This window comes from Paenibacillus glycanilyticus (genome assembly GCF_023715145.1).
GTDB lineage: Bacteria > Bacillota > Bacilli > Paenibacillales > Paenibacillaceae > Pristimantibacillus > Pristimantibacillus glycanilyticus_A.
Window position 1 is genome coordinate 209,023 of sequence record NZ_JAMBNP010000010.1, and the last position, 25,272, is coordinate 234,294.

Sequence of the window (25,272 nt, forward strand, 5' to 3'; positions counted from 1 at the left end):
ACCGCGTTTTTCGCATGTGTTTCAGGTTTGTCCCGAACTTTCCCGAGCACGAAATCATAGGATATAGCAGGAGTTTATGGTGAGGGAGAGTGGCGGTATGACATGGGACGAGATTACCGATCTCATTGATCCCCGGTTAATGATTGTCGTTGCGGCCTGCTGGGTGATCGGCTATATGCTGAAGCAGACGCCGGCCGTACCGGATTGGTCAATTGTGTATGCGGTTACGGCGGTGGCGATCGTATGCGCTTGTCTTATTTTGGGTTTTCAGGTGGAGAGCGTGCTGCAGGGCGTCTTGTGCGGGGCGGTGTCTGTATACGGCAACCAGCTGGTGAAGCAGACGTTTACGAAGCGGAAGGATTGATACCTTATGGAAAAAAGGCACGGCGTTCCGATAAACGGATGCTGTGCCTTTGACTTTCTAGTGCTGGATAACGCCGCAAGCGATGCGGCTGCCGGAATTGCCGGACGGGTCGGTTTTGTAGTCATCCGCTTTCTCGTGAATGACAAGAGCGGTACCGGCGTCCGGAAGCAGAGAGTTCGGCGCTTCCGTGTCGAGCGATACATTTTTCGAGATAATCTCGGCTTTCACGGTTCCGTCTTTGCCTACGGTAATGTTCGGAAGATCGCCGTCGTGGAAGCCTTGCGGATTATCGAAGCCGTGCTGTTTGTTCTTTGGATTGAGGTGCGAGCCCGCGGATTCGAAGGACGGAGCTTCGCATTTGCCGACGTTATGGAAGTGAATGCCGTGAACGCCTGGCGTAAGGCCTTTGGCTTCCAGCTTCAGATGCACCCCGTCCTTTTCCTCGGTTAGAACGACGGTGCCGACCTGATTGCCTTTCGTATCGATAAACGCAGCCTTCGCTTCCGTCACGTGACTGCGCGTGTGATGGCCATGTCCTTGGCTTGCTGCGGCCATGCTGGAGAACCCGCAGCTTGCAATCAGGAAGCCAAGCGAGCACAGCATAATGGATTTGTTCATGTTATCCTCCTTGGGGCGTAATTTCCTGATTAGCTTTTACCCAGAGGATGGAAATTATTCATTCGGCACGCGAATGTTCAACACTATAAAACTATATCTCTATTCATTTTATGCGTTTGAACCCTGTCCACTCGTCCAAACCTCTCTCTCATATCTGAATAGAATAGAAGCAGATCGATTGAGAGGAGTGAAAGAATGTCTGCTAAATTTAAAGTGAAGGTAAAAAGCGTGAAACGCAAAGCGAAAAAGGGTGCTCGTATCTCAAACTGTGGGTGTACAATGGATCGTGTAGGTGGGGTTGAATCCGGTGGCAACAACAATCATGACCGCCACTGTTGTGACCATGACCGTCAAGATCCGGCTGTTGAGGGCGTACAGGATGCGGGTAAAGAGCTTAGTAAAGTGTTTGGCAATCTGAGAAACGAAGAAGTTGCTGAGAAGCTTGTTAGAGCAATCCGCCGTCATGATGCGAGAACCGTTCAAAAATTGGTTGGCTGTGATTGCCGCGTTGTTGATTTCTTCCGTACTAGAAATGCAGATTGCGTACGCGTTAGATGCTCCTTTGGTCGTTGGAAAGATGTTGTCGTCACATTTGATATTTGCATTAGACGTGCTGTTGATGACATTAGCGATCAGCCGCACCATAACGGCGGTTGCTGCTGGTTCTAATCCGTAATCGGACAAATGCAGGAAAGGCTGCTCCCATGCTGGAGCAGCCTTTCTTTTTTTGCCCGGCTGGGCGTTCTACACTTATTGATCCGCCTACGCATACGATATGTAAGATATCGTTTGTAACAGGAGGGGAAGACAATGCCTATTATCCCGAACTTCCCGAGAGAATGGATGGAGGAGCATACAGTATGGCATCATCAGCATCACGTGACGCCTGGAACGATACCTCCGGTCGGGTTCGGTGAGCAGTTTTTGCGGTTTCACCGTTATTTTATCAATAAGGTGTATAACTGGTTCGACCGTATGGGCTACGACAAAAGGGTTGTTGCCGGCTGGCCGGAAATGCCGGCTGGCATTATGCAAGCTCCTTGCATGAATCAGCAGGCGTTATACCGGGTGCTGTACAACCCGAGATCCTTTTCAACTCTGGACGAATTTGGCCGCTTTGTGGAGGGGAGCGGTGTTCACGGCTGTATCCATGCCACCGCTGCGCGATTGTATAATAACCCGGAGATTGATAACTTTGACCTCTGCACAAGGCAGACCGAATTCTACAACATCCATGGCATGGTTGATCAATGGTACCGGAACTGGGAAGCAGCCTGGGGAGTCGGCTCAGACGGCAGGAAGCCGGAGCTTCCAAGCGGAGTGTCGGTTACGTACAATCGCGCAACGCCTTCATTATCGACGCGTAGTAGCTCGATTCCCGAGGCACGAATTCAGCAGCTCGGACGGCTCGCGTCGCCTTGGATAGGCCACCATCAGCCGTTGTCTCAACGCCCTCGCAAATTAATTCCGGCAGCTCTCCCTCAAACAACCGGATCATTTGCTCGACGTCAGCCTCGAATACAGCCGCCACTTCTTCAGCTTGCAGCTTTAAGGCGTCAAGCGGCAAAGAGCATACAAGAGCAAAAACGTCGCTGATCTCGCGGTCAATAAAAGGCACGCCGTTTACTTCGCCTACCATTTCTTTGCGTGCCTTGCCTAGCGGGATCAGCTCTTCGAAGCGTGCCGCCACTCCAAGCTCTTCTTCAATCTCGCGTGCCGCGTCCTCCACGGTCTCGCCGGCTGTCAGATGGCCGGCAGCCGTAATATCGTAGCAGCCTGGATAAGTATCCTTCCCGGTCTGGCGCAGCTGGAACCGCACGAAGCGGCGGTTCTCCTCGCGGCGCGTCAGCCAGCAATGGAAGGAACGGTGCCAATATCCGCGAGCATGGGTCTCGGAACGGCTGGCGGTGCCAAGCGGATTGAGATGTTCGTCATAAATATCGAAGCGTTCTTCTGCCATCGGGAGCCCCACCTTTTTGTCATGATCCTGCTAATTGCTGACGGCCGTGCCTTCTTCCAGATGCGATGTGCAGTGCTTGCAGCGAGTGGCCTTGATCGGCACATTGGACAAGCAGTACGGACATTCTTTTTCGATAGGCTCGGCTGGAGCGGCAACTTCCTCCGGCTTCATGCGGCGCAGGATGTTAATGCCTTTGACGAGCAGGAAGATACAAGCGGCAACGATGAAGAAGTCCAGCAGCACGTTAATAAACTGACCGTATGCGATCACGGCAACGCCGTATTTGGTCGCGTCCGCCAAGGTATGGATATCGTCCGGTGTAAGGCCTTCGGGCAAAGCCTTGTCCGAGCCGAGATTAATGAATAGATCCTTGAAATCAGCGCCGCCGAGCATCCGCCCGATGGGAGGCATAATGATATCGTTCACGAGCGAAGTGACGATTTTGCCGAAGGCGCCGCCGATAATAACACCAACCGCAAGATCGATCACATTCCCTTTAATGGCGAATTCCTTGAATTCCTGAATAATTTTTGTCATAAATGAAAATCCCTCCTACAAAATGATCACCTAGGTGGTCTTGCTCCTGCCACTTGTGATGATTGCTGCTTCGAAAGCCTATGCTTTCTACTATAACCAAACTCTATGTAATCTACTCTACTATATTAGTCGATCTTGCTTCTGATAGAAAGTAGAGCGGGGCAATGCAGCTTAAATCGCGCTTCAGAAAAAATGCAACTTCCTTCACGGGTCCGCCGTAATAGGCTTAAGTATGATTAATCCAATTTTATGAGAATGAGGGGATGGATGACATGTTTAATCGTTTATTGGCCAGTATTGGAATTGGTTCCGCCAAAATCGATACGCTTCTTGAGAAGTCACAATATGTGCCTGGCGAAGAGGTTCGAGGTGTAGTCAATATTCGTGGGGGCAGCGTTCCGCAAAACATAGATACCATTCAATTGTCGGTTATGACCGAATACATCCGTGAGAGCAACGACAGCAAGATCAGACAGCATGGCGAAGTCGGGCGTTATCAGGTCAGCGCGCCATTCACCCTGCAGGCCGGCGAGACCAAAGAGGTACCGTTTGCTTTCCGTCTGCCGTACCAAACTCCGCTTACAATCGGCAGAGCGCCGGTATGGGTGAAAACGGAGCTCGACATCCGCGGCGCGGTGGATCCGGGGGATAACGACCGGATTGACGTCCTGCCTACAAACGCGATTAACACCGTGCTCCATGCTTTGGATCTGTTAGGTTTCCGCCTGCGGCAGGCAGAATGTGAATACGCTCCGCGCCATGGCGGCGGACTGCCGTTCATCCAGGAGTTCGAATTTGTGCCAACCACCCAGTTCCGCGGCCAGCTGGATGAACTTGAAGTGATGTTCTATTCGTCTGACCGTGAGCTGGAGCTTCTGCTTCAGGTGGACCGTAGGGTTAGAGGGCTTGGCAGCCTGTTCGCGGAGGCGCTTGACCTGGACGAAACGTTTGTGCGCTGCAGATTTACCGAAGAGCAGCTTCAAGCCGGCCCGACAGGCATTGCCCGTCAGCTGTCTGAAGTGATTGCCAGAACAATCTAGACGGCAGATTAGGTCAGGCAGGTGATCGGGAAGGTCCGGGATGCTTCCGCAAGGGCATCTCGGATTTTTTTTGTGCAAAGCGGGTAAATAAGCTTAGGAATAGATGAGATGAAATCCTTGGCTAATTTAGCGTTTGTGGCATAATAAAGGGAAGACAAGGAAGGGCGAGTCTCGCTCATGAAGGAGAATTTGGTATGACGATTGGAGCGCGGGTGCTCAAGACAGGGATGGCGGTGGCATTAGCCATATACCTAAGCGGAATATTTGGCTTCGCCTCTCCGCTTATTACGACGGTCGCAGCTATTCTGACCATTCAGCCATCCATCTATCGCTCGTGGCAGCAGGTATTGGATCAGCTTCAGACAAATCTGCTGGGAGCCGCTATGGCGCTGGCCGCGATGAAGCTGTTTGGGCAAACGCCGATTGCAGTAGGACTTGTATGTATTTTAGTTATTCTCGTAAGTATCCGGCTTAAAATGGAAACCACCATCGGCGTTACGCTTGTCACGGTAGTTGCGATTATGGAGGCGCATGGTCAGGAAATTACGATAGCGCTGGAACGGTTTCTGATGGTATTGGCGGGGATGGGGGCAGCCTTTACGGTTAATGTGCTGGTCTTCCCGCCTCGTCCAAGAAGACAGTTCACCGAGCAGGTGCATCATGCGTTCTCCCAGATGTCACTGCTGCTTCGCACCGCCATATCCAACGAAATGCGGGAGCAGGTCTACCGCAAGGAGAAGGATAAGCTTCACAAAACGCTGCGGAAGCTCGAGGACAGCTACAATCTGTTCGAGGAGGAGCGGAAGGTGCTGGCCCGCACGAAGAGAAGTCATGCCCGCCAGCTGCTGGTGTCCAAGCAGATGATCAGGGCGCTGCAGAAGGGCTCCGACTTGCTGGAGGTAGTGGAGGAGCATTACTTCGCATCGCCGAAGGCTAGCGAATGGGCGGTCCGGTTCGATCGACAAATCGAGGATTTGACGAAGTACCATGAATCCATCGTGCTGAAGCTGGAAAACAAGATGAAGCCAAACATGTCGATGGAGCCGGGCGAGGAGCGGGAAGCGCGCCTTGTCGCCGAGCTCACGGATTATGTCCGCGAGGATCCGGACGAGCATAAGCGGCTGATCTTCGTAGCCTCCGCGTTGTTCGAATACGCCTACCATCTGCGCCGCTTGGAAAAGCTGGTCGACCACACCATGCGCAGCCCCGGCGAAGCGGACGAACGCCGCAGCGCCGACAAAGCCGACGAGCCCGCGGCTCTGCAGGACTAGCGCGGCTCGGGTATTCCGGCGTGAAGCGGAATCGCTCCCGCCAAAGCAAGCGGACGGTGCTCGGACTAGTTCGAGGAGCGACCACGCTACAGTGCGCTGAGAGCGCGAGTGCGGGTTGAAAGCAGCAATTTAGCTGGGATACCGAGCAGTAGTCGATATCCGACTACTCCAACTGGTGCGTGGAGCGAAATAGGCAAGGTACACGTGTCGTAGAGTTTATGCGCGGCCGCGAGGCGGAAGAAACTAATTTGCTTAGCCAGCTTTACGATGTGTCACATTGTTAGCCATACGAAAACGCAGGTTAGTTGAGTTCTTAATGATGTGCGATATCGTTAAGCCTTGCGATAAAAGGGCCCAAAGTGGGCTTTTAAGAGCCTTAACGATGCGCCACATCGTTAAGCGTTCGAAAGCGTAGGTTAGTTGAGTTCTTAACGATGCGCGACAACGTTAAGGGTTACGAAAACGGCGCTTAGAGAGGCAAAAGCGTAGCTTTTAACCGCTTTAACGATGCGCCACATCGTTAAGAGCTCGAAAACATAGGCTAGTTGGGTTCTTAACGATGTGCGACAGCGTTAGGGGTTGCGTAAACGACTGTTTGAGAGCCCAAAGTGGGCTTTTAAGAGCCTTAACGATGCGTCACATCGTTAAGCGTTCGAAAACGCAGGTTAGTTGAGTTCTTAACGATGTGCGGTATCGTTAAGCCTTACGATAATGGCGGTTAGAGGGCCAAAAGCGATGCTTTTAACATCCTTAACGATGTGCCACATCGTTAAGCACTCGAAAAAGTAAGTCAGTTAGATCCTTAACGATGTGCGGCATCGTTAAGGGTTGCGAAAACGGCTGTTTGAGAGCCCAAAGTGGGCTTTATTAGGAGCCTTAACGATGCGACATATCGTTAAGCGCTCAAAACATAAGCTAGTTGGGTTCTTGACGATGTGCGACAGCGTTAAGTTGCGATAATGGCGGTTAGAGGGCCAAAAGCAATGCTTTAACCGCCTTAACGATGCGCCGCATCGTTAAGACCGCAACCGAACTATGGTCGGCTAGTGAGCAGCCGACCAAAAAACGGCCCCCTCAAATTAGAGGAGGCCGTTTTTTGTGGTTTGCACAGCTGCAGCGCAGGGGAACGGGGTAGAGGGAATGTATCTCCTGTAGGAGCGAAGCGTTTGCCTTTGCCCATGAAAAATCTCGTTAGAGATAAATTCAAATTTTACATGGGCAACAGCAACCGGAAGGAGATACATTCCCGTCACCCCCGATCACAAGCTGCCACAACAAGCAACTTGCAACCGCAACCTAAGAGTCCGTCTTATTGCTCCCCTTATGGCGCCGCGGATGCTGCATATGCGCTTCCGGATCGTTATCGTCATCCTTCGCGATCAGGCGCGGATCGGTACGGCCCTCGTGGTGGTTGTCGAAGTCAAGCTCGACAAGCTCCCATTCGGTCGTTCCGTTCTGCGGATCGGCGGGGAATACGCTGCCGCGCTCGAGCTTTTCGACGCGGCCTAATTCATTTTTATAAACACCCGATACCTCGACATGCTCGCCTGACATCGGATCCATTTCATTATGCTGCTCGCTCATGGCCACTCGTCCTTCCTTAGCTTATAATCCGTGCTTCGGTACCGCTGCTGCATCGGCTTCGGATTGCATCTTACTAGCCTTCTGCTTGCCTTTTCCGGTACGGTCGGCTTCTGATTGCGCTTTGCTGGCTTCGACTTGTTTATGGGACGGCCATTCACCTGACATGCTGCCATCCTCCTTTCGGCAGTTAATCCTTTAGAAGTGTGCCACGAATGGAGGCGTTGTATGAGCCGTCAGGGGCAAGAGGAACAAATTACTGCTTCATTACACATGATAGCGGGACTCGATTTTTTTGCCGCCGAACCACATGACGATAATTACGGCACAGGTGACGAAGATGCGCCAAGGCTCCTCGCGGAAGCTGCCGATATTGAAGCTGATCAGCGAGATGCTTAGAATCATGACCCCTTTGCCAAGGACGGTAGCGAGGACAAAGGTACGTAACGAAATTTTGCTAAACCCGGAAACAATATTAATAATCGACGATGGGGAGAACGGGAAGCAGGCCAGCAGAAATAACGGCGTGAATCCTTTTTGGTCTACCCATTTGAAGAACCGTTCGGTTCGAGGGAATCTGCGCTCAATCTTGGCTTTTACATTCTTCCCCAGCTTGCGGCTGATCAGGAAGACGCAAATGGCTCCGACGGATACCCCGATCCAGGACAGAAGAAAACCCAGCCACAGCCCGAAAATATTCGCGTTAGCCGCTACAATGACCACCAAAGGAAGGAAGGGCAGGAACGATTCCAGAAGCGGCAGCAAAATGCCGGGCAAAATGCCAAATTGCGAATAGCTCTCCAGCCTACGCTGCAAATGCTCAAGGTCCAAGTTTCTGAATTGGACATACAAATTATCCATGCTCTCCATCAGATGCATTGTTGAATACCTACCCCACTTAACCCCTATCGGGAAAATAATCGTTCATCCTCATCTGCCGCTCATCTTGTTCGCCGGAATCAGGACATACAGCAAAGCAATGAGTCCAAATAGTGCTGCGCTTACCCAAATCACCGTAAGGGCGCCAAAGCTTGCGGCAAGCAGCCCGCCGGCAACGGGGCCAATCATCCCGCCAAGACCTTCAACGGTAGATAACAGTCCCCAGCCAAGACCTTCCTGCTTCGGAGGCACATAAGCCGCAAGCAAAGCATTCCAGGCTGGCAGAATCGCTGCATAAGACAATCCAAGTATTACGACAATAACTAAACAATACCAAAATGGGAGCCGCCATGCCAACATGTACAGCCCGGCGGCAAATACGGCGAAGCCGATAATGAGAAACCACTTCTTGCCGCCAAGCTTGTCCGACAGCCGGCCCATCGGAATAAGCCCGGCTGCGGCGCATACGCCTCCGGCTGCGAGCAGGAGAGAGTACTGCGCCCCTGCAAGTCCCAGGCTCTTCTCCGCGAAGCTTGGAAGGACGGGAACAAGCATGCTTGCGCCTGCTGTCTGCAGGATCATGCCGGGCAGCAGCATACGCATAGCTTTTATACGTTCGATCAAGGCAACAAGTTGCCGTTTTAATGGAATGGGTTGAATCTGCTGCGCGCCTGCCTTGTCGCCGTTCATGAAGAACGCGAGAAACGCCGAAATGATCGACAGGATAAGGAGCAGAAAATAGGTGCCGCTCACGTAATAGTCAAGCAGAATATTGCATACAATCGGGCCGGCGCCAAGTCCGGTAAGCCAGATTGTATAGAGGAAGCCCATCTGGGTTGCGCGCTTCTCATCGGATACCTTAATCAGGCACACGATCCAGATCGGCGACATCCCGATACCGTATAGAGCGGCAGCGAGAATAAACAGCCAGGCCATGTCGGCGAACTGGATCAGGAACACGCCGGCGAGCGAGATGAACAGGCCTGTCCGCACAACGAAACGGATCGAGAAACGGTCGAGCAGATAACCGATGAGCATCTTGAGCAGGGTATCGGTCAAATAATGCGCGGTTATCGCGATGCCGATCACATCCAGCGACAGCCCGAGAACCTTTGCCCCATAAATGGGGAGCAGGCTGATCAGCACTGCGCCCCGCACGAATTCTACAAGAAACAGGATAACGGATATCATCCGCATCTCCGCTCCGAACCTCATTCCCATGTTCTTCACCTGGTTAGGCCCCTTTGCAAATCACCCTTAGCTATAGCGTTGACCAAATTTTGCATTCCAACCGCATTCCTGCAAAATATGATGGGCAATGCTGTCCGCTGCCGCATCTTCGGTCTGAAGACGCTGCACGGCCATTCTGCTGCGCTGCAGCTGCTCGGGATTATGAACCAGCTTGATAATGGCAGCTGCCAGCTCTTCGGGATCATAAGCGATGCTGGCGGCATCTTTGGACTTTAGATAACGGGCGTTCTTTTTCTCCTGGCCGGGCACCGGCCTGTAGAGGAATAACGGCAAGCCGGCATAAATGGCTTCCGCGAGCGTAACGCCGCCGGGCTTGGAGACGAGGCAGGTAGCAAGCGACATCAGCTCGTGAACCTGCTCGACAAAACCAAACAGATGGAGGCGCCCCGCCCCTTCATGCTGTTCGAATTGCTCTGCTATAGAAGATTTCAACAAGCTGTTGCGCCCGCATACCAGAGCAATCTGCGCATCCGGGAGCTGTTCCAGCAGCAGGCGGCACATCTCGTCGCAGTCGGGCATAACGCCTTGCGCCCCGGGCATTAGCAGGATGACGGGCTTTTCGGGGGATAGTCCATATTTCTCGTATAGCTCAAAGGAAGGAAGAAGAGTGCCGCGGAAGCCCCGTCCAAGCGGGATCCCGCTTACGGTGACGCGTCCCGGGTGAATGCTGAGCGAGCCCAGCTCTTGCTTCAAATCATCGGTCGCGACGAAGTAATGGCCGATGCCGGGATGTACCCATCGGCGGTGCAGGTCAAAGTCGGTAATAACGGTGTAGGTAGGAATGGCGAGCTGAGGGTGAATCGTCTTCTTATTATGCCGGCGGCGGTGAAGGGCGGGCAGCGCGAAGAAAGGGAAAGTATGTATCACCGCATCGGGCTGTTCTTTCTGTAGCAGCTTTCTGATTTTGTCGCGGCCAAAGGAGTGAAGGAATCCGCCAAACAAGGAGTTATGCTTCATCGGGCGGGTCATATCGTATACCCAGCCATACAAATGAGGAATATGCGTATAGCTTTTCAGATACACGCGCCTGGTCATCTCGTTCAGCCAGGGGTGAGATTCGGCCATGAGATCGACCATGACGGTCCTGTGGTTGCCCTGTTCCTCCAAGGCGTCTCGGATGGCTTTGGCAGCCTGCAGATGACCTTCTCCGTACGAAGCATACAAAATCAGCACCTTAGGCTGATGGCTGTTAGAATAACGAACCAATGGATGCACACCTCCTGCCGCAAGTATAGCGGATCAATGTAAACGCATTGTGATCGAGTTGGTTCCGTCATGTTAATTTTGTATAATGGGACATGTATCCAAAAATTTGATCTGAGATTTTCCTTGGATTGATGCGAGCAAGTACAGGGAAAACTCACAAGTGGGAGTGAATCGGGAGATGAAGTACACCTATTTGGGCCAATCTGGCCTTCGTGTGAGCCGGCTTTGCCTGGGAACGATGAATTTTGGCGTGGATACGGATGAGAAGGAAGCATTCCGCATTATGGATGCAGCGCTTGACGCAGGCATTAATTTTTTTGATACCGCGAATATTTACGGCTGGGGCGAGAATTCCGGCCGAACGGAAGAGATTATCGGACAATGGTTTGCTCAAGGCGGCGGCCGTCGCGAGAAAACGGTGCTCGCTACCAAAGTATACGGCGACATGCATGATGCTTATGACGGTCCAAACCGCGAAGCAGGTCTTTCTGCCTATAAAATTCGCCGTCATCTTGAAGGCTCGCTGCGCCGTCTTCAAACGGATCATATCGAGCTGTACCAGATGCATCACGTTGACCGGAGCGTGAACTGGAATGAGCTGTGGGGAGCTTTCGAGACGGCGGTTCACCAAGGCAAAATCGGCTATGTAGGGTCGAGCAACTTTGCGGGCTGGGATATTGCGGTCGCGCAAGGGGAAGCGAAGGCGAGAGGCGTACTCGGTCTTGTCTCCGAGCAGCACAAATACAACCTGCTCTGCCGTCTGCCGGAGCTGGAGGTTCTGCCGGCTTCGAAGGCGCTTGGTCTTGGCGTTATTCCATGGAGCCCGCTTGATGGAGGTCTCTTATCCGGCAGCCACCGCCGCGGCGGTTCGGGCAGAAGGAGCGGAGAGAACAATGAGAACTTCGCGAAAGTAAAACATCAGCTGGATGCTTACGGGGCATTTTGCGATGAGCTGGGCGAATCGGAGGATCTGGTCTCGCTGGCATGGCTGCTTGCGAATCCGGCGGTTACGGCACCGATTATCGGGGTACGCACGCTTGAGCAGTTCGAGCGTTCGCTGCGCGCGGTTGAATTGGCGCTTGACGAGTCGACGCTGAAACGCATCGACGAGATTTTCCCGGGTCCAGGCGCAGACGCGCCGAAAGCCTACGCTTGGTAATTTCTCAAGCGGTAAGCCGTCGGCGCGCCGTAATGGAATCATAAATTAGATAAGAATATTAAAGAGGACGGGATCCTTGTTCAGTTCAACGAACTGGAAGCCTTTCTTCTGCATCCGCCCGATAAGCGGCGCGTAGTCCTCGCGCTGCTTGAGCTCAACGCCGACAAGGGCAGGTCCGTTGTCTTTATTATGCTTCTTCGTATACTCGAAGCGGGTAATATCGTCATTTGGACCAAGGACATCATCGAGGAATTCTCGGAGCGCTCCGGCTCGCTGTGGAAAGCTAAGCATGAAATAATGCTTCAGTCCTTCATAGATGAGCGAGCGCTCTTTGATTTCCTGCATCCGGTCGACGTCGTTGTTGCCGCCGCTGATGATGCAGACAACCGTCTTGCCCGCAATCTCGTCGCGGAGCATATCCAGCGCGGCAATCGGCAATGCGCCGGCAGGCTCGGCAACGATCGCGTTCTCGTTGTACAAATCAAGCAGCGTCGTGCAGATCTTGCCTTCGGGAACGGTCCGTACGTCGTCGAGCAGCTCGCGGCAGATCGCAAAGGTCATGTCGCCAATCCGTTTGACGGCAGCGCCGTCCACGAATTTGTCGATATGCTCGAGCGGCGTCACTTCGCCGGCATCAAGAGAGAGGCGGAGCGACGGCGCGCCTTCCGGCTCTACGCCGATAACCTTCGTTTGGGGAGAGACGGTCTTCACGTAAGATGCGATGCCTGCTACCAGACCGCCGCCGCCGACGGAAGCCAGCACATAATCCGGTACGGTCTCAGCCGCTTCCATCAGCTCCTGGCCAACGGTTCCGTTGCCCGCGATGATCTTCGGATCGTCGAATGGATGAATGAAAGCCATGCCGCTGCGTGCGCTTTCGGCAACAGCTTCGGCGTAAGCATCGTCAAACGTATCGCCGGTCAGAATGACCTCGACAAAATCGCCGCCGAAGAAGGAGACCTGGTTCACCTTTTGCCGCGGCGTTGTGCTTGGCATATAGATTTTTCCCTGCACGCCAAGAGCCTGGCAGGAGTAAGCAACTCCTTGCGCATGATTGCCCGCGCTTGCGCAGACGACGCCTGCTGCGAGACGTTCGGGTGCCATAGAGCGCATCAGATGGTAAGCGCCCCGGATTTTGAACGAACGGACGATCTGCAGATCCTCGCGCTTCAGGTAGACGTTACAGCCGTAGCGTTCGGAGAGTACGCGGTTATATTGTAAAGGTGTGCGGGTAATAACATCCTTAAGATGCATTTGTGCATGAACGATATCTTCTAGTCCGATCTTGGTGGAATAGGATGATGGGTATTCCATAATAAAGTCACCTCATTAATAGTCGCAATTCGACAAACATTGATGATTCATTATAGCACTATCTTTGTTTTTATGTAGGAGAAAAGGGGGAGGTATTATGTTCCGATTGTTGAAATGGTCGATTATTATCGTCCTCCTGCTGGCTGCCGTTGCCGTAGGCGGGGGCCTATGGCTCAAATCGTATGTGGCCCCATCCGAGAAGCTTAATTTAGCATATGATCCCGTCTCGATAAAGGATAAAGCCGCTCAGATGATACAGACGCTCAAGCCGGAGATCGTGCTGTCCGAAGCGGACGTGAACAATTTGATCAAAAGCCAGCTGCAAAGCGGAGGCTCGGGATCATTGCCGCCGGACACCACGCTTGACGGAGCGCGCTTTGAGCTTGGCGGCGACAAGCTGATTGCCCATCTGAATATGACGTACCGCAATATCCTGCCGCTTGGCATGCTGGCCACGTATAAGATGACCTGGCAGGCACCCAATCTTATCCTTGAGCCTTTATCCTTGACCGTCAAGGATTATGATCTGGGGCGGAAGCGTCTGGACCGGATTGTTGTCCCGATTGAGCTCCCGAGCCTGATTGCGATCCGCGATATACAGTTTCAGGACAAACAGATTAGGATACGACTTCAGCTCCGGCTGTAGCGGGCTCAAAAAAAAGATGACTCCTGAAGTGCAGAAGTCATCTTTCTTATAACGATTGGCCGTTATTCGCGCGCTGCGAAGCGATATATAAAGCAAGGTATATAATCCCCGAGACGACGGCTAACAAGAAGCCTAGACTGGAGAGGAATCCAAAGATAAACAGGGGTGCCGGGCTTGGCTCCGTGTAGTAAAAATCAGTGAATCTATCAGAATTATTTATGACTTTGAAAAAGTAAATTACGCTTGAGACCGTCCCGAGCAGCCAGACGACCACTCCCGTAATGATAAGGTATAGCAAGGTTTTTTTTGATTTTGCTTGCAAGGTCATATTCCCCTTTATTGTAGTTAAAACCGCTAATGTAACAACAGGAGTATATCATAAAAGTTAAATACTGGGTAATAATGTTGAAGTTATCATGATATGCAATCCATATGTTGAACTTGGTAGAATTTACTCATATAATGAGAAAAAACGTTACGGTAAGGGATCATATCGTGGACAAAAAAATAGTGGATGTTGCGAAGCGGGCAGGCGTATCCGCCGCTACGGTATCGCGGGTGTTGAACGAGAGCAGTCTTGTATCGGAGAAAACGAAAATTAAGGTGCTCAAAGCCATCGAGGAGATGGATTATCATCCGAATGCGGCAGCCAAGCATCTGCGTTCCCAACGGACGATGACGCTTGGCATTATCGTTCCGGATATTAACGTATCTTATTTCTCCGAGATTATTAAAGGCATTGAGAATAAGGCGTACGCCCATAAATATAAAGTGCTTATCTGCGACTCGGACAACCAGATCGAGAAGGAGATGGAGTATCTGGGTCTGCTGCCGGACAAGACGGTGGACGGCATGATTTTGGTTACGCCTCGCGTCAGTGACGATACCATTAATGAGTATGTTCAAAAGGGCTACGTCATTGGGGTGGTTGGACGTGCGGTTGTGCATGAGAATATATTGAGCTGCAAGACCGACAACGTGAAATTCTCGAATGAAGCGGTGCGTCATCTGGTCGAGCAAGGACATCAGCAGATTGCCTATATCGGCGGTTATTCGGATTCCTTGGAGAACTATGAGCGGATGGAAGGCTATATGAAAGCGCTGAAGGAAGGGAAGATTCCGTTTCTGCCGTCCCTCATTGATAACGGTGATTTCGAGGAGACCGGCGGTTATCAGGCGTTCTGCCGTTTGTATGAGCGCAATCAGTCCTTCACGGCCGTCTATGCAGCCAATGACGAGATGGCGCTTGGCGTATACCGTGCCTGCCGGGAGAGAGGCATCCGCATTCCGGAGGATATGGCGGTCGTTGGCGTCGACAATAACCGGATTACGGAATATTTGCTGCCGTCTCTAAGTACCGTCGAACAGCCGAAGTATGAGATGGGAGCCCAGCTGACCGAGAATCTGATCGCCCAGATGAACGGCAATGAGCAGAGCGCGCAGAAGAAGCATGTGATCGAGTCCAGGTTAATTATAAGAGAATCATCCAGCTATAAACGTAAATAGAGGTAAGAGAGAAGAGACTGCCGCGGGCAGTTTCTTTTTTTTTCGCCGGAATGCGTTGCGAATGTAATCGGAGAGCATAAATACGGGGAATTCCTTCATTTACGATGTAAACAGATCATTTTTCGCAGCATTATGTTATCGATTTCACAAAGTCTTGCATGTCTTCATCAGTTCTTAGAACACCAGAAAGCCCGTATCCACGCGGTTTTTGGCCAATTCTCTAAAAAACACGGACAAACTTTGAAAAATGTTATTGAAATCGATTTCAGTCCATGCTAATATCTGTGTATATAAGTCAGGCAAAAAGAAAGTGATGCAATGAATGATAGCAAGATCATTGACGTAGCAAACCGGGCGAAGGTATCCGTGGCAACGGTATCCAGAGTGCTGAATCGTAGCGAGTTGGTCAGCGAGAAGACGAAGACGCGGGTGCTCGAAGCCATTCAGGAGATGAACTACACGCCAAATGCGATGGCCAAGAACCTGCGGTCCAAGAAAACAATGAAGATTGGCGTTGTTGTCGCGGACATTCAAGTCTCTTATTTCGCGGAGATTATTAAAGGCATCGAGAATATGGCAAACTCTCTCGACTACAACGTGATTATCTGTGATGCGCAGAACAAGAAGCAGAAGGAGCTTGAATATGTCTCCCTGCTGCAGAACAGAACCGTTGACGGCATGATCTTCGTTACCCCCGAGATGACAAATAAGGAAATCATCGGGCTGGTCGAAGACGGCTACAGCGTAGGCGTAATCGGAAGGAACATTGACCATGAGCAAATTCCCTGCGCCTTCACCGATAACGTGAAGCTGGCCAGGGATGTCGTGAATCATCTGATCGAGCAGGGGCACGAGAGGATCGCGTTCCTGAGCGGATATGCGGATGCGATCGACAGCTACGAACGTCTTGAAGGTTATATGAAAGCGCTTCGAGACGCGGGGATGCCGTTTATCCCGGATCTCATCGATAACGGAGATTTCAACGAAGACGGCGGTTACCTCAGCTTCCTGCGGCTGCGCGAGAAGAATGCGGATTTCACGGCAATCTTTACCGCTAACGACGAGATGGCCTTAGGCGTGTACAAAGCGTGCCAGCAGTTATCGATTCAGGTTCCGCAGCATTTGGCGATTGTGGGCGTTGATAACATCAGGCTCACGAAGTACATTGTGCCGCGGCTCAGCACCGTTGATCAGCCGAAATACACGATGGGGGCGCTGCTCACGGAGAAGCTGATTGACCAGATGAACAACAATGAGTTTAAGGACAGACGGATTTTTAAGGTAGAGTCCAAGCTGCTTATCCGGGAATCGTCGGTATTTAACAGAAACCCGGGGAACGGCAGCGCGGAAGCCTTGTAAGAAGGCTTTTTTAATGCAGTAAAAAGAAATCGATTACATTTATGTTTATTTTGATGTCACGGAGGAATGCCGGTATGAAAGGTTTTTTCCAGGAGCTCGTACGGAATCGAATTTTGTTCCTCATGATTGCGCCTGCTTTGTTATTCTTTATAGTCTTTTCCTACGTTCCGATGGTGGGGGTCTACTACGCGTTCACCCGGTTCAGCTTTGACGGAGGACTCTTCGGAGGCGAATTCATCGGCTTCAAGAACTTCGAGTTTCTGTTCAACTCGGGCGTTCTGTGGAATCTGACGAAGAATACGGTGCTCTACAATATCGCCTTTATTATCATCAGCAACATTCTGCAGCTGGCATGCGCAATCTTCCTCAGCGAGCTGCCGGGCAAATGGTTCAAGAAGTCGACGCAGTCCATTATGTTCCTGCCGTTCTTCGTTTCGTTTGTCCTTGTAGGCGCTTTCGTATTTAACCTTTTCTCGAACAGCGGCGTCGTCAATACGATGCTGACGTCGATGGGGCTCCAAACCTATGACTTCTACATGCATACGGCGCCTTGGAAGTACATTATCGTCTTCTTCCACGTGTGGAAGGGACTTGGCTACGGCACGGTAATCTACCTGGCGGCGATTATGAGCGTCAGCGACGAATACCACGAAGCAGCCAAGATCGACGGAGCAAACATCTTCAAGCGGGTTAGGCATATTACGCTTCCGCTGCTTGTGCCAACGTTCATTCTGCTTATCCTGCTCAGCCTCGGCGGCATTCTGAAAGGGCAGTTCGACCTGTTCTATCAAATCATCGGCAACAACGGCATGCTCTACAACTCGACGGATATCATCGATACTTACGTTTATCGTTCGCTTGCGGTTAACTTCGATATCGGCATGGGGACGGCAGCCGGTCTGTATCAATCGCTCTTTGGCTTCGTGTTAATTATTCTGGTTAACTACATTATTCGGAAGGTGCAGAAGGACTACGCACTGTTCTAGGAGGGGATCGGCATGAAAATTAAAATGGAAAAAGCAACAATCGTCTTTAACATCATTGGTTACGTGTTGATTACCATCTTGACCGTGCTGTGCCTGCTGCCATTCCTGCTCATCGTCTCCGGCTCCTTCACGCCGGAGATGCAGATCATATCCAAGGGCTTCAGTCTCATTCCGGAAACGTTCTCCCTGGATGCCTATAAGGCGGCTTTCAGCAATCCGAAGCAAATTTTCGAAGGCTACAAAGTAACGATCTTTATCACGGTGGCGGGTACGGCCGTTGGCTTGTTCTTAACCTCCATGGCGGGCTTCGTTCTCTCCCGCAAGGATTTCAAATACCGGGATCAGCTGTCGTTCTTTATCTACTTCACGACGCTGTTCAGCGGCGGCCTGATTCCATGGTACATCCTGATTACGAAGCATCTTGATTTGAAAGACACCTACATGGCCTTAATCGTTCCGACGCTTCTTAGCGCCTGGAATATCATCCTGATGAAGAACTTCATGAAGTCGATACCGGATTCGATCGTTGAATCGGCCAAGATTGACGGAGCAGGCGAGTTTACGATTTACCTGAAGCTTATTCTGCCGCTGTCCGGTCCAGGCCTTGCCACAATCGGCTTGTTTATGGCACTAGGCTATTGGAACGACTGGTTCATGGCGAACTTGTTCATTACGAGCGAATCCCACTATCCGCTTCAATTCCTGCTGTACAAGATTCTCGCAAGCGCAGCCGTGCTGAAGACAAACGTGGCGGGCAATTTGTCTCCTACGTTCCAGCCGCCGGCTGAGACGCTCAAGATGGCAGCGGCCGTTATCGCGACGGGCCCTATCGTATTCTTGTATCCGTTCGTTCAGCGCTTCTTCGTTAAAGGGCTGACGATCGGGGCCGTGAAAGGTTAGAACCGGACATTAGGCCGGCTAACATATAGGTTCACTAAATAAAAGGAGGAGTCATCAAGCATGAAAACAAAGATAAAAACAGTCGGCACGCTGCTCGTTTCGACGGCTATTATGGCGAGTATGCTTGCGGCATGCGGTTCCAACAACAATTCGAACAGCTCGAATGAAGGTGCTAACAAAGGTACGGAAGCAAGCGCAAACGCAGGTTCCAATGCTGCGGATGCGAAGACGCCGGATACTTCCAAGAAAGTTGAACTGAACTGGTATTTGGTTGGCGATCCGGCTCCGGATCAACAGAAGGTTGTTGCGGAATGGAACAAAATGCTGGAGCAAGACCTGAACGCGACTGTTAAATTAAACTTCACGACTTGGACGGATTGGCAGACGAAATATAACCTGCTTCTTGCTTCCGGCGAGAAGATCGACATGATTTTCGCTTCCTCATGGGCGGACTTTTATAAATTCGCAAACCAAGGCGCTTTCATGCCTCTGAATGATCTCTTGCCAACCTATGCTCCGCAGGCTTGGAGCAACATCTCCGAGCAAGATTGGAAGGAAGCAACCGTTAACGATAAAATCTACGCGGTTCCGGCGACTTATCCCGAATATACGCCGGACGGCCTCGTATACCGCGATGACTGGAGACAGGAGCTTGGTCTTCCCGAGATCACAAACCTCGACTCCATCGAGGCATACCTGGACGGCGTCAAGAAATCCAAAAACATCACGCCAATCAACGGCAAAGCTTACAACGAAGTGTTTACGATGTTCAAATCCTTCGAGGGCTACCAGCAAATCGGCGGCGACAGCGGCGTCATCGTATCCAAATCTTACGATGCTCCGCGCGACATCGTAGCTTACCCGTTCACTCCGGAGTTCGAAGAGTGGGCGAAAAAGATGAAGACTTGGGCGCAAAAAGGCTTCTGGAAATCCGATACGCTGTCTGACCAAAAAGAAGCCGGCGACGCAATCAAAACCGGTCAAGGCGCTGTTTACTGGCGTAATGCTCCAGGCGCGGGCGGCTTCATCACTGGCATGGAGAAATCAAACCCGGACATCAAATTGGGTTACTTCCCGTTCAGCCGCTTCCAAAACCTGACGATGCCTACTCTGTCGGTTAACAATGCGATGGCCATTCCGAAAAGCGCGCCAAACGCGGAACGTTCCCTGATGGTCCTGGACAAATTGCGCACGGATCCAAAATACTATGATCTTATGAGCTACGGCCTTGAAGGCACGGACTACTCGATGGATGCAGACGGCAAACACATCGTTACTCCTCCTGCCGGCGTAGCTGCGAAAGACTTCAAAGGCTATGGCATCGCCAGCTGGGGCTTCCGCGTGGAGTCGATGGAGCGCGTGAAGCAAGCAGGCGGCTGGTCCGGATTTGACGCTTTGCTTGAAGAGTTCAAATCGCAAAGCAAGCCAAACATTTTTGCGCAAGTGATCATGGACTACGCTCCGGTGAAATCGCAGCAAGCGGCCGTAAACTCCGTTATCCAACAATACGGCATGCCTCTGATGATGGGTCTTGTTCCGGACGTGGATAAGGCGATCGCGACGTACCGCAAACAGCTTGAAGCAGCCGGCGTGAACGATGTACTGAAATATGTACAAGAGCAAGCGAACAAATCTTTTGATGCGCAAGGAATAAAATAATAGGCTTTGCATGACCAAGGGGGATGTAAGTGACCTATGCGTAGGGATCGGCGTGCGCATTTGTCCTCATCCTCCTTTTTCATACTCAAAAAGAGAGATAGGAGAGACATCATGCTGAAAACAACCTTAACGCTGTTAGCTGTTAACGGCGCAAATATTCCGTTCCAGAACGGCATTCCGGTGCCTTCCTTCGAACCGCAGACAAGAGCCCAAATCGTCCTGAACGGCGAGTGGCAGAAGCGCCGCCTGTCGATGGATCACGATTTCTCGCTTGCGCCGCGCAGCGAAAGCTGGCTGGCCGAGCTGGAGAACCGGGAAGGGGGTTACGTACGCGGTGCCGTGTCGGCCTGGCTGCCCCATTCGGTTCCTTCACCGGAGAATACGTTAACCGGATTGCCGGAAGCGAAAGCGGCGGAAACGTACGAGGACGGTGTCTGGTACCGGAGAGCGTTCACCATCGCAAGCAAAAACGAAGGCTACTCCTATACGCTTAAGGCGCTAGCCATTAGTTATGTCGCGGACATTTGGGTGAACGGGCAATGGATTGGTTATCATGAAGGCGGTTTTACGCCGTTTGCCTTTGATCTAACGGACCTCTTACTGGCGGGGGACAATGAGATCCGAATTCGCGTTGATAATCCGCCGTGGGGAAGCCGCAGCGACACGATTCCTGCTGTAGCGGGAACGGACTTCTTCAACTATACGGGCATTATTCATGATCTCTATATCGAAATCACCCCGCATGCGGCGATTGTCCGGGCGGATGTTGTGCCGTTGGACGTGAGCGGCAGGCTGGACGCGAAGGTTGTCCTGCATAATCGCGGCAACGATGCCGTGCAGGTAGGGCTGGAAGGCAGTCTGCTGGAGGCAGACCCGGAAGCGCCTAATTTCCTGGATTCTCCACTCGCCTCCTCGCTTATTGGCGTACCGGCTATAACGGATAAGCCGCTGAACAGGGAACTGACCTTGCAGCCGGGCGAAGTGAAGGTTGTGACGTTTGAGGTAACCGTTCGCGATCCCAAGCTGTGGTCGGTCTGGCAGCCGAATCTGTATGTGGCGAACTTTAGACTGACGGCGGCAGGAACCAAGACGCTGGCGCAGGATTCGTTCAGCACTCAATTCGGCATCCGGACCGTGCGGACCGATAAGACGAAAATATTGCTAAATGAACAGTCCGTCTTTATGGCCGGAATTGCCCGTCATGAGGAATGGCCGGATAAGGGCCGGACTGCGGCTTGGGGGAGGATTCGCTTGGATCTTGAGCAGATTCGGGCACTGAACGTGAATATGGTCAGAACCGGTCATTATCCGAATCATGTCTACACGTATCTGCTGCTGGACCGGATGGGGCTGATGGCAATGAGCGAAATTCCGCTGTGGCAGTTCGAGACCGAGCATTATGAAGCGCAAAGCGAGAAGCGTCTTGCCGATCAGATGTGGCGGGAGATGGTGTTCTCCCAGTACAACCGTCCATCGGTCCTCATGTGGAGCACGCAGAACGAGTCCAAGGACGTCTGGCAGCGCCTTGCTTATAATGAACGCCTCGTGCGGGATTTGAGAGAGAACTACAACGATGGCCGCCTGTTAACGCAAAGCTCCGCAGCCGATCAGCCGGGGCCGCATGATCCTTCGATGGCACCGCTGGATGTGGCGGCTTGGACAATGTACTTTGGTATTTTCCATGGCGGAACGTACTACGAAGGAACGAAGAAATTCCTTGAGGAGGCCAATCGCAGCTTTCCCGACAAGCCGATTCTGAACACGGAATTCGGGAATTGGTCCTCCGGCGGCAACGAAGGCGAGCAGGTCGTTACCTATGAAGAGACGATGCGGGCTTTGATGGAAAAGGGAACCTTGAGTGCGGAGGGCGAGGCGAATCCGGACGGCTATGTCGCCGGGATCGACTTCTGGATTCTGTATGACTGGTATGTGAACCACAATAACTGGATCGATACGTTTGGCATTATTCATATGGACCGCAAGACCGAGAAGCCGGTCGCTTCGCTTATCCGCCGCGATTACGGAGTGATTACCCAGCCTAATGGCGGCTTTGGCCGCAAGCTGGAGGAGGCTGTTCATGAAAAGCTTTAGCGCAATCCTGCTTCCCGCTTTGCTGGTCACCTTGCTGACTGCAGCCTGCAGCAGCGGGAATTCGGGTGGCCAAGGCGAGGTTCAGGTATGGCTGACAACGAAGGATCAGAGCAAGCTGCTGCACCAGGAGGAGGGCCTGAAGCTGACGAAGGCGAAGGGGACAGGCGAGAATGCGATCTCCATTGACGAGCAGACAGTCTATCAGCAAATGGTCGGCTTTGGCGCATCGCTCACGGATTCCTCGGCGTGGCTGATTGCCAATAAGCTGAACGACGAGCAGCGGCAAGAGCTGATGAACAAGCTGTTTGATCATGAAGCGGGAATTGGCCTCAGTTATATGCGCGTTCCGCTTGGCGCATCGGATTTTGCCGTGAAGAGCTACACCTTTGACGATATGCCTCCCGGTCAGAGCGATCCGGAGCTGAAGAACTTCTCCATCGATCACGACAAGGAATATATCATTCCGACGCTTCTGCAGGCTCTTGCCATTAACCCGGATTTGAAGCTGATGGGAAGTCCGTGGAGCGCGCCGGGCTGGATGAAGACGAGCGATTCCGTTATTGGCGGGAGCCTCAAGCCGGAAGCCTATGAGCCGTTTGCGAATTATTTCGTGAAGATGGTTCAGGCTTACGAGGCTGAAGGGGTGCCGTTTGACGCGATTACGCTTCAGAACGAACCGCATTATACGCCGGAGGACTATCCGGGCATGCGAATGGATCCGCTCCAGCAGGCGGAGCTGATCAAGAAATATATCGGTCCTGCTTTTGAGAAGAACGATATCAAGTCCAAGATTGTCGTCTGGGATCATAACTGGGATGAGCCGTATTATCCGCTGACGATTCTGAACGATCCCGATGCTCTGAAATACGTGGACGGAACGGCGTTCCACGGCTATGCGGGAGAAGTCGGCAATCAGGCGCAGGTGCATGACGCTTATCCGGATAAGAATCTCTATTTCACGGAGAGCAGCGGCGGGGCTTGGTCCACGGATTTTGGCGGCAATCTGAAATGGGATATGGAGAACCTTATTATCGGCGCAACCCGCAACTGGTCGAAGGTAGTCCTGAAGTGGAATCTTGCGCTGGACGAGAACTATGGACCAACGATTGGCGGCTGCAAGGATTGCATGGGTGTCGTCGCGATTAACCAAGGCTCGGGAGAAGTGACGTTTAACTCGGAATATTATTCGTTTGGCCATGCCAGCAAATTCGTGAAATCCGGTGCTTACCGGATTGAATCCGGCGAATCGGTGAGCGGGGAGATCGAGCAGGTGGCCTTCAAGAACCCTGACGGCTCCATCGTCCTGGTCGCGCTTAATGCGGCTGATGCGGAGAGGGAGCTGAAGGTGAAGCTCGGCGGCAAATCGTTTGCCTACGCCATGCCCGCAGGCGCCGCGGCAACCTTTGTATGGCCTGAAACAGACAGCAAATAATCGATAGTGATAGAGGAGGACACGGAATGACTACAATACTTAACCCTGCAGTAACGACGAAGGAAGTTGAAGCATGGCTCAGCTCGGAGATGACGCCGGGGAATACCCGTTGGTTCGAAGGGCCTGCAGAACCTGCATATGCCTTAAGCTTGCAGCCGAAGCTCGCGTTAACCGCTCCTTCTGTCTCGAGTCTGATAACGATTCTTGTAACGCCTGCCCATACGTATCAGCAGATGCTGGGTATCGGCACTTCGGTCGAAGAAACAACGATTAACAATCTGATCAAAATGGATCAGGAAACGCGGGCTGACTTTATTCGGCACCTCGCCGACAAGAAGGACGGCCTTGGGTTTAATCTGTTCCGTATCTCGATTGGGACTTCGGATTTCACGGCGCAGCCGTTCTATACGTATAATGATCTTCCTGAAGGGGAGACCGACTTCGAGATGAAGCGGTTCTCTATTCGGAAGGATATCGACCTGTCGATTGTGGAGACTGTGCAAGCGCTGCTCGCGGCTGTGCCTGACGCGAAGATTTTTGCTTCGCCGTGGAGTCCGCCGGCCTGGATGAAGACAAATGGCGACTTGAAGCGGGGAAGCCTAAAGGAAGGCGCGGAGTATACCGAAGCATTGGCGAGATATTACCGTCTGGCGATTCAGGCGTACGAGGAGCTTGGGATTCCGGTCTGCGCGATGACGATGCAAAACGAGCCTCTGCTCGAGACCGACTACCCTAGCTGCTACATGTCGCCGGAGCGGCAGCGCGAGCTGGCGATTGCGCTAAAGCGCGAATTCGAGGAACACGGTCTTGCGACCAAGCTGTGGATCTTCGACCATAACTTTGCGGACGCGATGGGTTATGTCACGCCAATTCTGAATGACCCGGCAGGCTATGAGGTTGTTGACGGCATCGCGCTTCACGACTATGACGGCTCGCCGGAGGTCATGAGCGAGATTCATGCGGCTTATCCGGAGAAGCCGATCTATTTGACCGAGCGTTCGCTGTGGGGGACTGCGGGCGCAGACCGGATGGCGCAATACTTCCGCAACTATGCTTGCAGCTACAATGCGTGGGTGACGATGCTGGACAGCAAGATTGGCACGCATCAATGGCTGGGTCAGCCGGGACCAACGATGCTCGTGCAGGATGCCGCGGAGCCTAACCGCTTCTGGCGCACGCCGGAGTTCAACCTGCTGGCGCAGTACTCCCGTTTCGTCGAGCGCGGCGCATACCGGATCGGCAGCACCTGCGGCTCGCCGGACACGGTGACCAACGTCGCGTTCCGCAATCCGGACGGCAGCATCGTCATGGTTGCGATTAACCAGACGGAGGTCGAGCAGCCATTCCGCGTGTTGTGCGAAGGCAAGCAGTTCGAAGCCGTGCTACCGGCCGGAACGGTTGGCACATACCGCTGGTAGAACATTAGAAACCGAGCATGATGCTCGGTTTTTTTTTGCATGGACGATGGCAGCGCGGGGTTCGCCCCGAACCCCGAACCCCGAACCCCGAACCC

The 25,272-nt window shown here is 52.4% G+C and carries 23 protein-coding genes; 14 read left to right on the forward strand and 9 right to left on the reverse strand.

Going from position 1 to position 25,272, the window contains the following annotated elements:
* Positions 1–97 precede the first annotated feature (97 nt).
* Positions 98–364 carry a phage holin family protein gene (locus M3194_RS23910; RefSeq protein ID WP_251656597.1) on the forward strand — a complete coding sequence of 89 codons (267 nt, stop codon included), beginning with the start codon at positions 98–100 and terminating at the stop codon, positions 362–364.
* Between the two features lie 57 nt (positions 365–421).
* Here the strand turns inward: M3194_RS23910 and M3194_RS23915 are convergent, their stop codons facing one another.
* The gene (locus tag M3194_RS23915; protein WP_251656598.1) at positions 422–982 is read right to left on the reverse strand and encodes a superoxide dismutase family protein; all 561 of its coding nucleotides are present in this window, start codon (positions 980–982) and stop codon (positions 422–424) included.
* Between the two features lie 195 nt (positions 983–1,177).
* On the opposite strand from M3194_RS23915, the gene M3194_RS23920 reads away from it, so the two are divergent.
* A complete protein-coding gene (locus M3194_RS23920; protein ID WP_251656599.1) occupies positions 1,178–1,651 on the forward strand; it encodes a hypothetical protein in 474 nt (157 codons plus the stop codon).
* A 658-nt stretch (positions 1,652–2,309) separates the two neighbouring features.
* Here M3194_RS23920 and M3194_RS23925 read toward each other — a convergent pair.
* Both M3194_RS23925 and mscL read right to left on the reverse strand, forming a co-directional pair.
* Positions 2,310–2,942: an NUDIX hydrolase gene (locus M3194_RS23925; RefSeq protein ID WP_251656600.1), complete on the reverse strand. Its 633-nt coding sequence runs from the start codon at positions 2,940–2,942 to the stop codon at positions 2,310–2,312.
* 30 nt (positions 2,943–2,972) lie between these two features.
* A complete protein-coding gene (mscL, locus tag M3194_RS23930; RefSeq protein ID WP_285889510.1) occupies positions 2,973–3,479 on the reverse strand; it encodes a large conductance mechanosensitive channel protein MscL in 507 nt (168 codons plus the stop codon).
* Between the two features lie 263 nt (positions 3,480–3,742).
* Between mscL and M3194_RS23935 the strand changes: the two genes are divergently transcribed.
* Together M3194_RS23935 and M3194_RS23940 are read left to right on the forward strand one after the other, a co-directional pair.
* Positions 3,743–4,519: a sporulation protein gene (locus M3194_RS23935; protein WP_251656601.1), complete on the forward strand. Its 777-nt coding sequence runs from the start codon at positions 3,743–3,745 to the stop codon at positions 4,517–4,519.
* 194 nt (positions 4,520–4,713) lie between these two features.
* The gene (locus M3194_RS23940; RefSeq protein WP_251656602.1) at positions 4,714–5,790 is read left to right on the forward strand and encodes an FUSC family protein; all 1,077 of its coding nucleotides are present in this window, start codon (positions 4,714–4,716) and stop codon (positions 5,788–5,790) included.
* Positions 5,791–7,086: 1,296 nt separating this feature from the next.
* Here M3194_RS23940 and M3194_RS23945 read toward each other — a convergent pair.
* The 5 genes from M3194_RS23945 to M3194_RS23965 all read right to left on the reverse strand — a co-directional run bounded on the left by M3194_RS23945 (position 7,087) and on the right by M3194_RS23965 (position 10,707).
* Positions 7,087–7,374: a transposase gene (locus M3194_RS23945; protein WP_251656603.1), complete on the reverse strand. Its 288-nt coding sequence runs from the start codon at positions 7,372–7,374 to the stop codon at positions 7,087–7,089.
* 21 nt (positions 7,375–7,395) lie between these two features.
* Positions 7,396–7,539 (reverse strand): hypothetical protein, encoded by a 144-nt coding sequence (locus M3194_RS23950; RefSeq protein ID WP_251656604.1) that lies wholly within the window; start codon positions 7,537–7,539, stop codon positions 7,396–7,398.
* A gap of 99 nt (positions 7,540–7,638) precedes the next feature.
* A complete protein-coding gene (locus M3194_RS23955; RefSeq protein WP_251656605.1) occupies positions 7,639–8,232 on the reverse strand; it encodes a TVP38/TMEM64 family protein in 594 nt (197 codons plus the stop codon).
* Positions 8,233–8,301: 69 nt separating this feature from the next.
* Complete coding sequence (locus M3194_RS23960; RefSeq protein ID WP_251656630.1) at positions 8,302–9,471, reverse strand: MFS transporter; 1,170 nt, start codon at positions 9,469–9,471, stop codon at positions 8,302–8,304.
* A 36-nt stretch (positions 9,472–9,507) separates the two neighbouring features.
* A complete protein-coding gene (locus M3194_RS23965) occupies positions 9,508–10,707 on the reverse strand; it encodes a diglucosyl diacylglycerol synthase (RefSeq protein ID WP_251656606.1) in 1,200 nt (399 codons plus the stop codon).
* A 178-nt stretch (positions 10,708–10,885) separates the two neighbouring features.
* On the opposite strand from M3194_RS23965, the gene M3194_RS23970 reads away from it, so the two are divergent.
* Positions 10,886–11,866 (forward strand): aldo/keto reductase, encoded by a 981-nt coding sequence (locus M3194_RS23970; RefSeq protein ID WP_251656631.1) that lies wholly within the window; start codon positions 10,886–10,888, stop codon positions 11,864–11,866.
* Positions 11,867–11,911: 45 nt separating this feature from the next.
* On the opposite strand, the gene ilvA is transcribed toward M3194_RS23970, so the two are convergent.
* Complete coding sequence (gene ilvA, locus M3194_RS23975) at positions 11,912–13,180, reverse strand: threonine ammonia-lyase IlvA (protein ID WP_251656608.1); 1,269 nt, start codon at positions 13,178–13,180, stop codon at positions 11,912–11,914.
* Positions 13,181–13,277: 97 nt separating this feature from the next.
* On the opposite strand from ilvA, the gene M3194_RS23980 reads away from it, so the two are divergent.
* The 9 genes from M3194_RS23980 to M3194_RS24020 all read left to right on the forward strand — a co-directional run bounded on the left by M3194_RS23980 (position 13,278) and on the right by M3194_RS24020 (position 25,177).
* Positions 13,278–13,826, forward strand: coding sequence for a hypothetical protein (locus tag M3194_RS23980; RefSeq protein ID WP_251656610.1), 549 nt, complete (start codon positions 13,278–13,280; stop codon positions 13,824–13,826).
* 495 nt (positions 13,827–14,321) lie between these two features.
* The gene (locus M3194_RS23985; protein WP_251656611.1) at positions 14,322–15,332 is read left to right on the forward strand and encodes a LacI family DNA-binding transcriptional regulator; all 1,011 of its coding nucleotides are present in this window, start codon (positions 14,322–14,324) and stop codon (positions 15,330–15,332) included.
* Between the two features lie 318 nt (positions 15,333–15,650).
* A complete protein-coding gene (locus tag M3194_RS23990) occupies positions 15,651–16,691 on the forward strand; it encodes a LacI family DNA-binding transcriptional regulator (RefSeq protein WP_251656612.1) in 1,041 nt (346 codons plus the stop codon).
* Positions 16,692–16,765: 74 nt separating this feature from the next.
* The gene (locus tag M3194_RS23995; protein ID WP_251656613.1) at positions 16,766–17,677 is read left to right on the forward strand and encodes an ABC transporter permease; all 912 of its coding nucleotides are present in this window, start codon (positions 16,766–16,768) and stop codon (positions 17,675–17,677) included.
* A 12-nt stretch (positions 17,678–17,689) separates the two neighbouring features.
* Positions 17,690–18,577: a carbohydrate ABC transporter permease gene (locus M3194_RS24000; RefSeq protein ID WP_251656614.1), complete on the forward strand. Its 888-nt coding sequence runs from the start codon at positions 17,690–17,692 to the stop codon at positions 18,575–18,577.
* 60 nt (positions 18,578–18,637) lie between these two features.
* Positions 18,638–20,236: an extracellular solute-binding protein gene (locus tag M3194_RS24005; RefSeq protein ID WP_251656615.1), complete on the forward strand. Its 1,599-nt coding sequence runs from the start codon at positions 18,638–18,640 to the stop codon at positions 20,234–20,236.
* A gap of 111 nt (positions 20,237–20,347) precedes the next feature.
* Positions 20,348–22,327 carry a glycoside hydrolase family 2 TIM barrel-domain containing protein gene (locus tag M3194_RS24010; protein ID WP_251656616.1) on the forward strand — a complete coding sequence of 660 codons (1,980 nt, stop codon included), beginning with the start codon at positions 20,348–20,350 and terminating at the stop codon, positions 22,325–22,327.
* Positions 22,314–23,759, forward strand: a complete 1,446-nt coding sequence (locus M3194_RS24015; RefSeq protein ID WP_251656617.1) for a glycoside hydrolase family 30 protein — start codon at positions 22,314–22,316, stop codon at positions 23,757–23,759. Before M3194_RS24010 ends, M3194_RS24015 begins: the two co-directional genes overlap by 14 nt.
* Before the next feature lie 26 nt (positions 23,760–23,785).
* A complete protein-coding gene (locus M3194_RS24020; protein WP_251656618.1) occupies positions 23,786–25,177 on the forward strand; it encodes a glycoside hydrolase family 30 protein in 1,392 nt (463 codons plus the stop codon).
* Positions 25,178–25,272: the final 95 nt, after the last annotated feature.

What these genes read in the sequence shown, in the direction of transcription:
- M3194_RS23915 (WP_251656598.1), bottom strand. Translation starts at nt 982, where the DNA reads ATGAACAAATCCATTATGCTGTGCTCGCTTGGCTTCCTGATTGCAAGC.
- M3194_RS23935 (WP_251656601.1), top strand. Translation starts at nt 3,743, where the DNA reads ATGGATGACATGTTTAATCGTTTATTGGCCAGTATTGGAATTGGTTCC.
- M3194_RS24015 (WP_251656617.1), top strand. Translation starts at nt 22,314, where the DNA reads ATGAAAAGCTTTAGCGCAATCCTGCTTCCCGCTTTGCTGGTCACCTTG.
- ilvA (WP_251656608.1), bottom strand. Translation starts at nt 13,180, where the DNA reads ATGGAATACCCATCATCCTATTCCACCAAGATCGGACTAGAAGATATC.
- M3194_RS23960 (WP_251656630.1), bottom strand. Translation starts at nt 9,471, where the DNA reads ATGGGAATGAGGTTCGGAGCGGAGATGCGGATGATATCCGTTATCCTG.
- M3194_RS23980 (WP_251656610.1), top strand. Translation starts at nt 13,278, where the DNA reads ATGTTCCGATTGTTGAAATGGTCGATTATTATCGTCCTCCTGCTGGCT.
- M3194_RS24020 (WP_251656618.1), top strand. Translation starts at nt 23,786, where the DNA reads ATGACTACAATACTTAACCCTGCAGTAACGACGAAGGAAGTTGAAGCA.
- M3194_RS23940 (WP_251656602.1), top strand. Translation starts at nt 4,714, where the DNA reads ATGACGATTGGAGCGCGGGTGCTCAAGACAGGGATGGCGGTGGCATTA.
- M3194_RS23990 (WP_251656612.1), top strand. Translation starts at nt 15,651, where the DNA reads ATGAATGATAGCAAGATCATTGACGTAGCAAACCGGGCGAAGGTATCC.
- M3194_RS23945 (WP_251656603.1), bottom strand. Translation starts at nt 7,374, where the DNA reads ATGAGCGAGCAGCATAATGAAATGGATCCGATGTCAGGCGAGCATGTC.
- M3194_RS23950 (WP_251656604.1), bottom strand. Translation starts at nt 7,539, where the DNA reads ATGTCAGGTGAATGGCCGTCCCATAAACAAGTCGAAGCCAGCAAAGCG.
- M3194_RS23920 (WP_251656599.1), top strand. Translation starts at nt 1,178, where the DNA reads ATGTCTGCTAAATTTAAAGTGAAGGTAAAAAGCGTGAAACGCAAAGCG.
- M3194_RS23955 (WP_251656605.1), bottom strand. Translation starts at nt 8,232, where the DNA reads ATGGATAATTTGTATGTCCAATTCAGAAACTTGGACCTTGAGCATTTG.
- M3194_RS23995 (WP_251656613.1), top strand. Translation starts at nt 16,766, where the DNA reads ATGAAAGGTTTTTTCCAGGAGCTCGTACGGAATCGAATTTTGTTCCTC.
- M3194_RS23910 (WP_251656597.1), top strand. Translation starts at nt 98, where the DNA reads ATGACATGGGACGAGATTACCGATCTCATTGATCCCCGGTTAATGATT.
- M3194_RS23970 (WP_251656631.1), top strand. Translation starts at nt 10,886, where the DNA reads ATGAAGTACACCTATTTGGGCCAATCTGGCCTTCGTGTGAGCCGGCTT.
- mscL (WP_285889510.1), bottom strand. Translation starts at nt 3,479, where the DNA reads ATGACAAAAATTATTCAGGAATTCAAGGAATTCGCCATTAAAGGGAAT.
- M3194_RS24010 (WP_251656616.1), top strand. Translation starts at nt 20,348, where the DNA reads ATGCTGAAAACAACCTTAACGCTGTTAGCTGTTAACGGCGCAAATATT.
- M3194_RS23925 (WP_251656600.1), bottom strand. Translation starts at nt 2,942, where the DNA reads ATGGCAGAAGAACGCTTCGATATTTATGACGAACATCTCAATCCGCTT.
- M3194_RS24005 (WP_251656615.1), top strand. Translation starts at nt 18,638, where the DNA reads ATGAAAACAAAGATAAAAACAGTCGGCACGCTGCTCGTTTCGACGGCT.
- M3194_RS24000 (WP_251656614.1), top strand. Translation starts at nt 17,690, where the DNA reads ATGAAAATTAAAATGGAAAAAGCAACAATCGTCTTTAACATCATTGGT.